At 44.4% G+C, this 13189-nt stretch carries 9 protein-coding genes and 1 tRNA gene; 7 read left to right on the top strand and 3 right to left on the bottom strand.

Annotated elements, in window-relative coordinates; all coding sequences use genetic code 11:
* The first annotated feature begins 54 nt into the window (after window positions 1–54).
* The 3 genes from ABD128_RS08045 to ABD128_RS08035 all read left to right on the top strand — a co-directional run bounded on the left by ABD128_RS08045 (window position 55) and on the right by ABD128_RS08035 (window position 2661).
* Window positions 55–130, top strand: a tRNA-Phe gene (locus ABD128_RS08045).
* 363 nt (window positions 131–493) lie between these two features.
* Window positions 494–1897, top strand: coding sequence for an NfeD family protein (locus ABD128_RS08040; protein WP_343988984.1), 1404 nt, complete (start codon window positions 494–496; stop codon window positions 1895–1897).
* A gap of 26 nt (window positions 1898–1923) precedes the next feature.
* On the top strand, window positions 1924–2661 hold the full coding sequence (locus ABD128_RS08035) for a slipin family protein (RefSeq protein WP_343988982.1): 738 nt from the start codon (window positions 1924–1926) through the stop codon (window positions 2659–2661).
* Window positions 2662–2971: 310 nt separating this feature from the next.
* Here the strand turns inward: ABD128_RS08035 and ABD128_RS08030 are convergent, their stop codons facing one another.
* Genes ABD128_RS08030 through ABD128_RS08020 form a run of 3 tightly spaced genes read right to left on the bottom strand, consistent with a single transcriptional unit; the run spans window position 2972 to window position 5678 of the window.
* Window positions 2972–3853 carry an aspartoacylase gene (locus ABD128_RS08030; RefSeq protein ID WP_343988980.1) on the bottom strand — a complete coding sequence of 294 codons (882 nt, stop codon included), beginning with the start codon at window positions 3851–3853 and terminating at the stop codon, window positions 2972–2974.
* 21 nt (window positions 3854–3874) lie between these two features.
* Window positions 3875–4381 carry a thermonuclease family protein gene (locus ABD128_RS08025; RefSeq protein ID WP_343988978.1) on the bottom strand — a complete coding sequence of 169 codons (507 nt, stop codon included), beginning with the start codon at window positions 4379–4381 and terminating at the stop codon, window positions 3875–3877.
* On the bottom strand, window positions 4362–5678 hold the full coding sequence (locus ABD128_RS08020) for a threonine/serine exporter family protein (RefSeq protein WP_343988976.1): 1317 nt from the start codon (window positions 5676–5678) through the stop codon (window positions 4362–4364). Before ABD128_RS08020 ends, ABD128_RS08025 begins: the two co-directional genes overlap by 20 nt.
* Window positions 5679–5895: 217 nt before the next feature.
* Here ABD128_RS08020 and ABD128_RS08015 point away from each other — a divergent pair, with 217 nt between their 5' ends.
* From ABD128_RS08015 to ABD128_RS08000, 4 genes are all read left to right on the top strand, one after another.
* Window positions 5896–6180, top strand: a complete 285-nt coding sequence (locus ABD128_RS08015) for a hypothetical protein (RefSeq protein WP_343988974.1) — start codon at window positions 5896–5898, stop codon at window positions 6178–6180.
* Window positions 6181–6335: 155 nt separating this feature from the next.
* Window positions 6336–8693: a TonB-dependent receptor gene (locus tag ABD128_RS08010; RefSeq protein ID WP_343988972.1), complete on the top strand. Its 2358-nt coding sequence runs from the start codon at window positions 6336–6338 to the stop codon at window positions 8691–8693.
* 369 nt (window positions 8694–9062) lie between these two features.
* Window positions 9063–11087, top strand: coding sequence for a monovalent cation:proton antiporter family protein (locus ABD128_RS08005; protein WP_343988970.1), 2025 nt, complete (start codon window positions 9063–9065; stop codon window positions 11085–11087).
* A 181-nt stretch (window positions 11088–11268) separates the two neighbouring features.
* On the top strand, window positions 11269–13071 hold the full coding sequence (locus tag ABD128_RS08000) for an NUDIX hydrolase (RefSeq protein ID WP_343988968.1): 1803 nt from the start codon (window positions 11269–11271) through the stop codon (window positions 13069–13071).
* Window positions 13072–13189 lie beyond the last annotated feature (118 nt).

Here is a 13189-nt window from a genome sequence, read left to right as displayed (position 1 = left end):
TTTCAATTTTGGGCTTGACTTAAATCCCGAGAATCGGTTTAATACGCGTCCTCAGGCCTGGTAGCTCAGTTGGTAGAGCGGAGGATTGAAAATCCTTGTGTCGGCAGTTCAATTCTGCCCCGGGCCACCATATTAGAAAGCCTAGCTAGCAATAGCTGGGCTTTTTTGTGCCTGTAATATAATCCTTCATCGAATTGAACTACGTTCAATGACAAACTACCTCCTTGTAGTTTGCCTTACGGTATTGCGCAAATCGCAATATTCTAATTTGTTCCCGACACATTAGTCTGCCCGGGCCACCATATTAAGAAGCCTAGCTAGCAATGGCTGGGCTTTTTTTGTCTGTAATAATCAAATTTATCAACTCAAGCTAGGCCCCAGATTTGAACATTTTCCTCTCCCCCTCTTTGTACACTTTGTAATCTTGGCCTTAACGCGCTACATTGAACTATTGGCTGAAGCCAATGGAATTACCGAAATAGAGGGATTTTCTATGAAGCGGTTAGTAGCATTACTTCTTTCTTCGGCGCTTTTATTATTAGCGTGTTCTACTACTTTTGCCTTATTTAGCAACGAACAGACCTCTTCCAAAGCTAAATTACTTATTTTAGATGGCTCTGTTAACCCCGGTACCGCGCATTTTTTGGTCACCAATATCCAGTCTGCTGAAACAGAAGGCTACCACCTCATTATTCTACAGATGAATACTCCAGGCGGTTTGGATTTAGCCATGCGGGATATCATTCGCGAGATCCTTTCTTCAAAAGTCCCTGTAGCAACCTATGTCTATCCGCCAGGATCACGCGCTGCCAGCGCGGGTACTTATATTCTGTATGCTAGCCACATCTCGTCTATGGCACCAGCGACCAATTTAGGGGCCGCGACGCCTGTTTCTATCGGTGGCATGCCTAATCCTTCAGAACCAGACTCTTCGCCGAAGAAAGACGAACAAGAAGAAAAGCCGCAGCAAGAGGAAAAACCAAAGTCACCAAACAGTAATCAAAACGCCATGCATAAAAAGATCATTAATGATGCTGAAGCCTATCTACGTGGGCTAGCTGCTTATCATGGTCGCAACATCGACTGGGTTAAAAACGCAGTGCGCGAGGGTGAAAGCTTAACTTCTAAAGAAGCACTGGATATTGGCGTTATCGATCTCATTGCTGAAAGTCCTGAACAACTTCTGTCTAAAATTCATCAACGCCAAGTCCGCTTACCTACAGGTCTTAAAATATTGAATACCAACGGTATGACCATTGTCCAAGTAGAACCTAGTTGGCACATGGACTTACTGAGTATTATTAGCGATCCAAACATCGCCTATATTCTTCTACTATTTGGTATTTACGGGCTTATTTTCGAGGGCTACAACCCAGGGACTTTTGTGCCAGGCGTTATAGGCGCTATCTGTCTGTTATTAGCCTTTTACGCATTACAGATTCTTCCTATTAATTATGTAGCAGCAGGCTTATTGGTACTTGGCATTGCGCTTTTAGTAGTCGAGGCCTTTGCGCCCAGCTTTGGTATTCTAGGTATCGGTGGCATTATTGCTTTCCTTTTTGGTTCTTTCCTTTTATTCAACGAACCTGAAACCGGTATTGCTATTGCTATGCCGATCCTCCTTTCTGTAACCATTATTAGTGTGATACTTCTCAGCTTCGTTTTGAGTTTGGCGCTTCGCGCTAGACAACGGCCAGTGGTCAGTGGTCGCGAAGAGCTGCTGAACGAGGTTGGTATCGTTCAGTACGATTTTGTAGACGAAGGTTGGGTTCATATCTGTGGAGAACGATGGAAATGTCGTTCTGACGTGCCATTAAAGTCTGGACAAACTGTAAAAGTCATTGCGATAGATGATCTTGAGCTTACCGTTGTTCCCACCAATGAGAACTCAACTTAGTCTTTCTAATTAAAGCAGGAAATATTATGAACATTGTATACCCCATTATTCTCGCCGTAGTGATATTACTTATCGCGAGTATGTTTAAAATTTTACGCGAGTATGAGCGAGGCGTTATTTTTATGTTAGGTCGTTTTTGGCGAGTAAAAGGGCCTGGCCTCATCATCCTTATCCCTTTCGTCCAGCAAATGGTTCGTGTCGATTTAAGGACCGTTGTTATGGACGTGCCCACTCAAGACGTCATATCTCTGGATAACGTTTCGGTTGAAGTAAACGCGGTGGTTTATTTCCGAGTCATCGACCCACAAAAAGCCATTATTAACGTTGAGCACTACTATGATGCCACCAGTCAGCTAGCACAAACTACATTACGCTCGGTTTTAGGTCAGCATGAATTAGACGAGATGTTAGCTTCTCGTGAACAGCTAAACACTGACATACAGTCGATTCTTGATAGCCAAACGGATACTTGGGGCATTAAAGTTTCCAATGTGGAAATTAAACATGTGGACCTTAACGAAAGCATGATCCGTGCAATCGCTCAACAAGCCGAAGCGGAACGTGCGAGACGAGCAAAGGTAATTCATGCTATGGGTGAAATGGAAGCGTCTGAAAAGCTACTGGAGGCGGCCAAAGTTCTTTCCCAGCAAGAAGAAGCTATACAGTTGCGGTACTTACAAACGCTATCCGGATTGGCCGGTGAAAACAGTAATACCATTGTCTTCCCGTTGCCAATAGATATCCTTAAAAACCTCACTAAATAGGCTCTATGTTATTGGCAACGTAATAAATGAGATTGGCATCACTAAATAGTTAATGATAACCATTTGCATTTGGAGCAATTTGTCCGTATGATTCGCTACATGGCTTGAGCAAAACGTAAGATTTAATGTTCAGCCGAAGAGTTTGGTGTTTTGACAGTTACTTGTTTTTATAGCAAGTCGTCACGACACAAACGTTATTCCAATAACAACAATTGCTATCATAGGTCTCTTCACGCTATACCGTCCTTTTGGGCGGTTTTTTTTGCTTTTTTTCAACTTCCCATCACGGGTTCATTGCTTTGAATTATTGCTATCCAATATGAAACACCTTCTTTCTCGACATAGCAAAGGCTTTTTTGTCGTCGTAATAAGCCGCTTCGTTAATAAAACTGATATAACAATCCTCACCGTCATATATCACCTCATCACCATTAAACAAGGTAAAAATAGGCTCACCATTTTTTAATAAAGAGAAGTCTCGATCTTGTATGGCGTGATGTACCATACCAGCGATCTCTCCATTAATATCCGTCGGTAAAAACATAACATCAAAATACTGGTAAACATCTATCGATTCAGATGGTTGTGGCAATTGGTGTTTATTGTAGTGATTCAAAAAATTGAAGATCAATTGAACCGTGTCTTCCGTTTTATCAAAAACATCTTGGCGCAGCTGGCCTTGTGCTGTGGCGCCGATCTCGACTAAAACATGCTGAGGGGCAATGGACATGAGGAAATGGTGATCCGGCATTTTCTCTAGTGTAATCGACACATTATCCATACGTTGTTGTACAAAATCCGCCAGCATTAAGTGGAAGGTGTCTGTTTTGGTTAGAACGAGATTAATCCCCATCGGGGCTGTAGAGGTATGCAGGTCGATAATCATGTCGGTTCGACTATCACCTTTTGGCCCAAGCTTTTGGTTAATGTCTTTAGCAAGCTCGTTTTCATGCCCAAACAATGAATCGTCGCTTAAATCAGCGAGCTTAAAGCTTCTATTGAGATCACGATCTAGGTAGCGTTTATTAGCTTTCATGGCTTCTTTATTGGCCAGAAGTAACTCTATCTCAAAACTATTTTGCCCTAAAAACTTAGGGTACTGGCGATACTTTTGTAGCAGATAGATTCCGGTCAATTCATTACCATGTGTGCCACCAACCAATGCCACCTGATTAATCATTTCGCTCGACATACTCTATCTCCTCACTTATGACTATTTCCTTGGATGTGCTTTTCGCCAATCCGAGGGGTCTTGTCGTTGCTCCTCGGGTAATGCCCACAACCCAAGCTTCCTCTCTTTCGCTTCTTGTTGCAAGGATCTCATACGAGGATTTTTACTGTATTTCCAGACCCAAGCAGCACCTGAAGACACCATTTTCTCGTTAATACTGACACCATCAACTTCGATGACTGCAAGGCGACGACCGTAACGATCATGCTTATCGCCTAGCAGTTTTAACTTTTGTCCATCAAGTAAGTTTTTAAGAAAAGCTTTGGACTGCTTGGCGTATGGCTGATACCTTTCAGGAGCATCAATATCTAATAGCCTTACTGTAAACTTTTTACTCCGCTCACAACACAGCACGACACTATCGCCATCCTGCACATAAACCAACTTATATGTGGCTACTGGATCTGCCTGGCCGCAAGAAAAAACTAAGCACAGTGCAGAGAATAACAGCCAAGGGCGTATCAACGTCTTAATTCTTGTTCTCCTCATCAATCTCAATCGTAGCGGGCTTAATTTTTGGTTTAGGTAGGGTCGCAATCGACGATACCAAAAGCCCTGTAATCAAAGAGATACCTACAATACTCATATTAAAGGCCGTTTCTAACCCACCAATAATGTCATGCTCTAATAATTCGGTGAGACTTTTAAAGCCTACGCTACCAGGAACTAAGATAATGAAGCCTGGCATCATTACCGCAGCTGTCGGGACTTGCTTAATGCGGTAGGCGATATTAGCAATGATACCGATAGTTAAAGCGCCAAAAAATGCGCCGCTGGCAAGTCCTAAATGGCCACCGACCCATCGTGACACAAAGAAAGAGGCACATGCACCCGTTAAGATCCACAAAAAGTGTTTACTTCGGGTCTGAAAAAGCATCATCAACGCCCAAGAACTTGCAGTAATGGCAAGCCAAATAGTCCAAGCAGGCAACTTATGATCAATACTCGTAGTTATATCGGCATCGCCAAACAAGGCAGCCGCAATCTGCGTTCCGATAGATACTCCAAATATCATTTGAATAAATATCACGCCAGAGCCAAGCAACCGAGCCGTCCCTGAGACGAGGTTTTGCGTCGCCAGTTCCGCCATGGCGATGGTCAACATCATACCGGGGATCAACACGATAATACCCGACACTACGGGTATGTAGGTCGAACTCAAACCAAACCAATAATTAAAGCCGAAAGAAATCATGGTTGCTAAAAAGGCCGCCAGCGCAGGCATCAAGTTAGCCACCGTCTCGGTTCGAAACCCTTCAATATTGACAAAAACCCCAACCACTAAGCCGGTCACAGATGCTGTGATGATTTCTTCAACACCACCACCGAAAATACGAGAAATGGCGATCGACACTAGCATAAAACAAAAAATCATCCAGTAGCGGTTATGCAGTGGCTCTGCGTTAGAAATATCGGTCAGTTCTCGTGCGCCCTGCTCAGTGGTCATCTCACCGTTAATCACGGCGTAGGCGACATCGATTGTACGGCTCAGCTTATCAACGTTAACTTCACCAGCATTAGAGCGAATCACGTAAGTTCTTGGCTTATCCTCGTCTTGGATAAAGGTCATAGTGATACTGGTCGGAACAACTGTAGTTTGTAACCCATATTCCAATTGATCTGCTACGTTCGCCATCAACTGTTCCAGCTCGTAACTAGGCACGCCATAGGTGTGCAATGCTTTTACCAAGCGCAACATAAAACCGACCGGCTCGTGGCGGTCAGGATAGTTTGGAACGTTATCCAGTCGACGCTCAGCTATTGAAATCGGCAAATCATCGGCCATAGCAGCTTTTCCTTAAATTTCTCTTTGTAGAGGTAACTTATTAATATTCATAATATTACGTAGCGCCTGAGACACCCTGTTACAAATATTGACAGGGTGATGTTTGCATCTTACGTTCTAATCGAATAGCATTGCAAACCTGAATTGGTCAGCACTTTTGACTTGGCACTATATTTTGTAATAAACGGTATTTTGCAATAAACGGCGTGAATCCACTATGAAAAATTTGTTACGTCATTCTATTATTGTTGCTGCTTTGTTAAGTATGGCGCTGCTCAGCGTAGCCCACGCCAATTCTCCGACGCATCAAGATGCAAAAGAGCTGCAAGAGTGTAGTTACTGTTTGCACCATGCCGGAACATTCCTGCATACCGCGCCTTATACAGTAACAGTTCCACAGCCACTCGAGGGCAGTAGCGAGCGCATCGTCTACAATCAAAGCACTATCTTTGTTCGTGCAATCCGTCCTTTCTTCGTTCGCGGTCCACCTCAGCTCGCATAATTAATTTATAACCCAAAACCGTTATTTATTAACCCTAGCTTTGCCCTAGAGAAATTGTCCTATGTGTGCGCCTATCATTTATACGGTGCTTCCTGCAGGGATTGGCTCTATGGCCCCAGCTTAGGCAACTTATGTGAAATTGAGGAATTTTTACCATGAAACTTAAAGCATTGAGCTTATTAATGGCAGGCATCTTAGCCTCTCCTACTCTTTTAGCCGCTGAAAAAAACCTATCGGGTGTGGTCACCGATAATAATGACAAGCCTTTAGCTGGCGTTGAAGTACACCTCCGCTCGTTAAACCTTTCTACAAAGACTGATGAGCAAGGCCAGTTTGAATTCAATGATCTCGAAGAAGGTCGTTATGTGCTGGATATCAAAGGTGGGAACTTAGGCCATATTAACCATTCAGTTCGTCATGATGGCACCACCCAGCAAATATCATTAACTCCAAATAACGCCGAAGTTTTGGTAATTACTGGCAACCCTCTGGAGCACTCAAGCTTAGAGATGGCTTCGCCAGCCGTTATCATTAGCGGTGAACAGTTAGTTAAAAACCGTGGCGCTAATATTGGTGAAACCCTAGCGCAGACTCCTGGCATCAACCTTTCAAGCTTTGGCTCGGGTGCAGGTCGTCCGGTTATACGTGGTCAGCAAGGCAACCGCGTTACTGTGCTGAGCAATAATAGCTCAACGCAAGATGCCTCAAACTCGAGTCCTGACCATTGGATTGCCGCCGAACCTTTATTAGCAGAGCGCGTTGAAGTCTTGAAAGGCCCAGCCACCCTACTTTATGGCGGTGGCGCTATTGGTGGCGCGGTCAACGTGGTCGATAACCGTATCCCTACACGCCTAACCGATGGTATCGAGGGTGGTTTTGAAGCCAGAGCGGCCGACTCCGCTACGGGCGAGCGTAGTACCGTCGGCACCATCACTACCTCGGCAGGCAACTTTGCTTTTAACCTAGATGCCTACAAGTCGAAAACTGATGACTATCAAATCCCAGCCTATGCTGAGTCATCATTCTTACGCGCACAAGAAGCTGAGCATGCGGGTGAAAGCGCCTCAGAGCATGATGAGCATGCAGGTGAATATGGTGGACGATTGGACAACACTCGCACTGATACTAAAGGTGGTAGTTTCGGCTTGTCGTATGTTGGTGATCGAGGTTTTATTGGCGCTTCTTATACAGAATTTGATCGTGCTTATGGCTTACCAGGCCATTCGCATGAAGGTCATGCACACGAAGAACACTCTGGAGAAGAGCATGGGCACGAAGAACATGCAGAAGAGTCGGTTTTACTCGACCTTAAACAGAAGCGTTACAACCTAAAAGGACAGTTAAGCGATCCTTTTGCTGGGTTCCAAAACCTAAAGTTCAATTACTCTAAAACTGACTATGAACATCAAGAAATTGAGGGTAACGAAATAAGCACACATTTCACCAACGATGCTCAAGAATTACGAGTAGAAGCGGTGCATAAAGCTTGGAATGGATGGCAAGGTGCATTTGGACTACAGCTTAGCGATAGCGACTTTGCCGCACTCGGTAGCGAAACCTTTATCCCAGCCTCAAACACTAAAAACTACGGTGTTTTCTGGCTCGAAGAAATTGATCGTGGCGACTTACACACCGAACTAGGTTTACGTATCGATCAGCAGGATATAAAAGTCGCTAATACTGCCAATTTCGCAGGTACTCAGCGCAGCGACAACGCCTATAGTTTTGCCGCAGGTTCCGTCTGGCACTTCAACGAAAACTGGTCATTACCAGTTAACTTAGCCTACGCGCAGCGCCTACCGTCGGTGGAAGAGCTTTACTCAAACGCCGGTAGAACAGAAGATAATTATGTTCCTCACTTAGCGACTTTAAGCATCGAAGTGGGAAATCCAAACTTGGATAAGGAAACTGCCAAAAACCTTGATATTGGTTTGCGTTACCACACTGATGAGGTTCACGGATCGATATCACTGTTCCACAATAAAGTAGGCGACTATATCTATCTGGCTCACCATGAAGAAGAGCACGCGGGGCACGAGGAGCACAGTGAATTCCCAATTTTCGAATTCACTCAAGACGACGCCACTTTTAGTGGTTTAGAAGCTGAAATCGATTGGACTTTTGGTTATCAGGGTGACAGCTATTGGAAGGCAGGATTGTTTGGTGATTACACGCGTGCAACACTTGATAAAGGTGGTTACTTACCGCGTACCCCTGCGATGCGTCTAGGTAGTAAACTGGGATATGTAAAAGGTGACTTTAACGCTGACTTAAGCGCTATTAAAGTTGATGATCAGAACCAAGTTGCAGATGAGGTATTGCCGACTGAAGGTTATACTTTAATCAACATGAGCCTTGGCTATAACCTATATTTCGATAATTCGGATTTACTCTTGTTCTTAAAAGGTGAGAACTTAACCAACGAAGAAATTCGCGACCATGCGTCATTCCTTAAAGATCAAACCACTCGCGCAAGCAGAACGATATCGGCAGGTTTCCGCCTAACGTTCTAACTTTTAAGGTTTGGCTTAAAGCGCATTTATACTAATTTTTATGTCCCTAAGTTAGCTGAGCACACCCGCTTAGCTAACTTTTCACCTTTATTATCATCCCCTATGTAAACTTGAATAATCTTTATTCACCCCCATCTATTTCTTGCATAAAGCAAATCGATGAACATACTAGTCAAGCAAGGTTAGCGACTTTGCCTTATACAACTCTCTGCTTTACATCACGACAAATCTTTTATAAATATTACGGGCAATTGCTGGTATGTTTACTAGCCATATTCCATAGAGACATTTCGTCCGTTCACATTTATAAGCATATGACAGTGGCATAGGGCCACTATTAACGACTTTGAATAATTAATAGGGGAATATGTGTTAGAACAAATGCTCGTACAGGTACTACTATTACTCGGTGCAACAGTCGGCGTGGTGCTACTGTTCCAGAAACTTCACATCCCACCGAGTTTAGCTTATTTATCTGTAGGGGTATTACTCAGTTCTAACACTGCAGGCCCAGTTGTCTCAGAAGAAATCGTTTCCGTTATTGCCGAATACGGGATCGTTTTCCTGTTATTTACCATTGGGCTTAGCTTTTCCTTACCGCAAATTTATGCCCTGAGGCACACTATCTTAGGGCTCGGTACTGCACAAGTAGCTTTAACAACCCTATTCGTCAGCCTTATAGCTTGGCTACTTGGCTTTTCGCCTGCCACCTCATTTGTTATTGGTGCAGTCTTCGCTCAATCTTCGACCACCATCATTTCCAAGCAGTTACTTGAGCAAAATGAATCCGAGACGCGCCATGGCCGTTTAGGCACCACTTTGTCTGTATTTCAAGACATCACGGCCGTGCCTTTTATCGTAGTCATTCCTGTTCTAGGTGTCGCCGCCGCCCAAGAAGTGGCTGGAGCACTCGGTTTCGCTTTATTAAAAGCAGGGTTAGCCTTTGCTATCGTTTTGATTGCCGGTCATTACTTACTGCGCCCACTGTTCCACATCGTCGCTAAACATCGCTCTGCTGAGCTATTCACCTTAACCGTTTTATTTGTATCATTAATTGCCGCATGGACCACCAAAAACCTTGGGCTTTCGATGGCATTCGGTGCTTTCTTAGCCGGTATGGTGCTCGGCGAAACTCAGTTTAGACACCAGGTTGAATCGACCATCCGTCCCTTTAGGGATGTTTTGCTCGGTCTCTTCTTTGTCAGCGTCGGCATGCTATTCGATCCTGCTTATCTACCTGATATTTGGCACTTGGCTCTCGCAAGCTCTGTCGCCATTTTAATGGTAAAGCTGCTTATCGTGATGGCGATCGTAAAAATCTCTGGCGTCGATATTCAAACCTCATTCCGTACAGGCTTATTAGTTGCCGTTGGCGGTGAGTTTGGATTTGCATTACTCGCAGTCGGCCTAGAAGGAAGCGTTATTGACACGTTAACCTCACAAATTGTACTAACTGCGGTGCTTTTCTCGATGATTATTGGGCCATTCTTAATCCGCTATAACCACTCCATCACTTCGCTTTTATTCCAAACGGGCAAGAAAAAATTAGCGGCTTTAGCCAAGCCAGATGGTGCTGTGGATGAGAAGCCATTAAAAGATCACGTTATCATCTGTGGCTTCGGTCGTACAGGTCAGGTGGTCGCGCGTTTTTTGGAGTCTGAAAATATTCCTTATAAGTCGATTGAGATCGATCCGACGATTGTTAAAGAAGCACAGCTTGCCAAGCAGCCAGTGATTTATGGCGATACTTCGGATGCAGATATTTTATCAGCGGCCAATATCGAAGCTGCGTCTTTGCTACTTATAAGCCACAATGATCATGCGACAAGCTTAAAAACTTTGATCCGCGCCAAGGAAATGAATCCGAATATCGAAACTATCGTTCGCGCTAAAGATGAAACGTCAGCAGAGCCTTTGCGCAAAGCAGGTGCGTCAGAAGTGATCCCTGAAACTTTAGAAACAGGGTTAATGTTGGTATCCCACTCACTGCTTGCACTGCGCGTCCCGCACCAGCGTATCAATGATTATATTACGCAACAAAGGACCAGCCGCTACCCCTTAATTCGTGAGCTGTTTAAAGGTAAATCGGACATTGTGTTGGGGAAATATGAAGATCCTGATACTGAGAAATTACACTCAGTATTGCTTGATGAAGGCTCGCCTTGCTTGGGTAAAAAGATTAATCAGCTAACGCTAGAACAAAAGTACGCGGTCTATATTTCTGTTCTGGTTAGAGGCGATAAGCGCCACGTCTATCCAGATAAAGAAACCGTTTTAGAAACAGGCGATGTTCTGGTCCTTTTCGGACGCCCTGAGCAGCTAAAATCCGCTGAGCGTCAGCTCATTGGTGCAGAACCGAGTGACGACGATTTATCTGAATCTACTGGGTTATAACCATCGGCTTTGTTAGCTAATTATTTCTGTTGCTATAACCGTGCAGTTCTTAGCGTACTTATTCGCGCAGCTCTTCGTGCACACCTTCACAAAGCGGGCAATTCCATAAACTGGACTGATGTGCTTTTTTCAGTAGTTCACCCTATACTGAGCAGCTACAAAACCACTAACGAAACTGTTTATGAAAATGAATTCTAAAATAGCTATCGTCGCAGTGCTTACGGCGGCTCTTTCTCCAAGCCTTTCGCACGCGACTAAAACCACACCCACCAAGGAAACCGCAATCCTGTCTGAGGCACAAGTTGACTCGATTTTAGCTGACAGTATGAAGATTCATTTTGCGCCAGATATTAGTCATCTATCTAAAGCCGAGCGAAAAACTCTCTATTACTTAGTTCAAACTGGTCATATCCTTCACGATCTGTACCTTAATGCGCAGCACAAAGATGCTCTACAACAAAAAACCGTCCTTCAAGAGCTTGCGGCCAAAGGCAATAAGGAAGCTGAAAAACGCTTAACCTTGTATCGTATTTTTAAAGGCCCAATCGCAACCACGCCCGACAACAAGCGCGTGCCTTTCGTCGCCGCCGATAAGCCAGGACCGGGTAAGAATCGTTACGCTTGGGGCTTAACTAAAGAAAAGCTCGATGCTTTTTTAAAAGAATACCCACAGTTAGAAGCGGATATTTTCGACTTACGAAGCCTAGTTCGCGCTAACACCCCTGATAACATCAAAAAAGATCTTTCTGCCTTAAAGAAATACCCTGTCCTTGATACCTTGCACCCTTTGTTAAAAGACAAGCTCGAACAGGCAAAAAATAATCCGCAACAACGATTATATGCAGTTCCCTATTCCGTCGCTTATGCTGACGATATTATGAAGGCCTACGAGCTGTTACAAAAAGCTAGCCGCACAATTGCCTCTACCGATAAAGACTTTGCCGACTATCTGGCCAACCGTTCTCGCGATTTGTTATCGGATGATTACGAAAGTGGCGATGCTTCTTGGGTAACGGGGAGTTTTGGTAATCTTAATGCACAAATCGGCTCTTACGAAACTTACGACGATGCACTGCTTGGCGTTAAGTCCGCTTTTTCCATGAGCATCTTAATAAAAGATCGTGAGCGTAGCGCCAAACTAGCGAACAGCATTTCAGATTTACAAGAAATAGAGAACAGTCTGCCTTACGAGCATCACAAAAAAGTTCGTAGTGATATTCCTATCGGGGTTTATCACGTTTATGCTGACTTTGGCCAAGCTCGCGGTACTAACACCGCATCAATTTTACCTAACGAAAGCCGTTTTGCTCGCAAGTACGGTCGCATCATTTTGATGCGCTATAACGTGCTTACCAATCCAACTATCGTGAATAGCGCCAAAACCATTTGGAAAGCGGTAGTCGCCGAGCCGTTCGCCAACGATCTGACCGGACAAAGTAACTACATCCGCACCATGTGGCACGAAATTGGGCATTACATGGGGCCATCTCTGGATAAACAAGGTCGCACGCTTGATGTCGCGATGCAGGATAACGCTAATCTTTTGGAAGAAATGAAGTCAGACTTAGTTTCGCTCCACTCGGCAGCGTTCTTGCATGACAAAGGGGTTCATGACGATGCGACTTTGCGCTCGGTTTATGCGGGTGGCATCATGCGCACTCTACAACGTGTAAAGCCGCGCCGCAGCCAGCCTTATCAGACGATGCAGTTGATGACCTTTAACTTTTTCCGTGAGCAGGGTGTGATTTCTTTCGATGCTGATAGCGGTTTATCGATCGATTATGAGAAGTATCCACAAGCGGTTACAAAATTGCTCGCTAAACTACTCGATATTCAGTATCAAGGCGACAAGCAGGCAGCCGATGACTTTATCGAGCAATATAGCCATTGGGACGAGTCTGTTCATGGCGCTATCGCCAAGCGCATCAGCGATACCAAGCAACCTCGCTATCGTATCGTAAGTTATGAGGCGCTAGGCGAATAATAAATACCCTTTCAATATTCCTTGTAAAATATAAGTGTCCGCAAGTGTATACACTGCGGACACATAGTTACTTTCCTGAGCTCTGCTACATTCCTGAGCTTGAAAAAATCCACCCTTC

The sequence above is a fragment of the Kangiella japonica genome (assembly GCF_039523535.1).
Taxonomy (GTDB): Bacteria; Pseudomonadota; Gammaproteobacteria; order Enterobacterales; family Kangiellaceae; genus Kangiella; species Kangiella japonica.
This window is presented reverse-complemented; position numbering and strand designations above follow the sequence as displayed.

Bases quoted from the DNA above. Each gene is read 5' to 3' on its own strand.
- ABD128_RS08020 (WP_343988976.1), bottom strand. From the start codon at position 5,678: ATGGCCGATGATTTGCCGATTTCAATAGCTGAGCGTCGACTGGATAAC.
- ABD128_RS08025 (WP_343988978.1), bottom strand. From the start codon at position 4,381: ATGAGGAGAACAAGAATTAAGACGTTGATACGCCCTTGGCTGTTATTC.
- ABD128_RS08035 (WP_343988982.1), top strand. From the start codon at position 1,924: ATGAACATTGTATACCCCATTATTCTCGCCGTAGTGATATTACTTATC.
- ABD128_RS08030 (WP_343988980.1), bottom strand. From the start codon at position 3,853: ATGTCGAGCGAAATGATTAATCAGGTGGCATTGGTTGGTGGCACACAT.
- ABD128_RS08040 (WP_343988984.1), top strand. From the start codon at position 494: ATGAAGCGGTTAGTAGCATTACTTCTTTCTTCGGCGCTTTTATTATTA.
- ABD128_RS08000 (WP_343988968.1), top strand. From the start codon at position 11,269: ATGAAAATGAATTCTAAAATAGCTATCGTCGCAGTGCTTACGGCGGCT.
- ABD128_RS08015 (WP_343988974.1), top strand. From the start codon at position 5,896: ATGAAAAATTTGTTACGTCATTCTATTATTGTTGCTGCTTTGTTAAGT.
- ABD128_RS08010 (WP_343988972.1), top strand. From the start codon at position 6,336: ATGAAACTTAAAGCATTGAGCTTATTAATGGCAGGCATCTTAGCCTCT.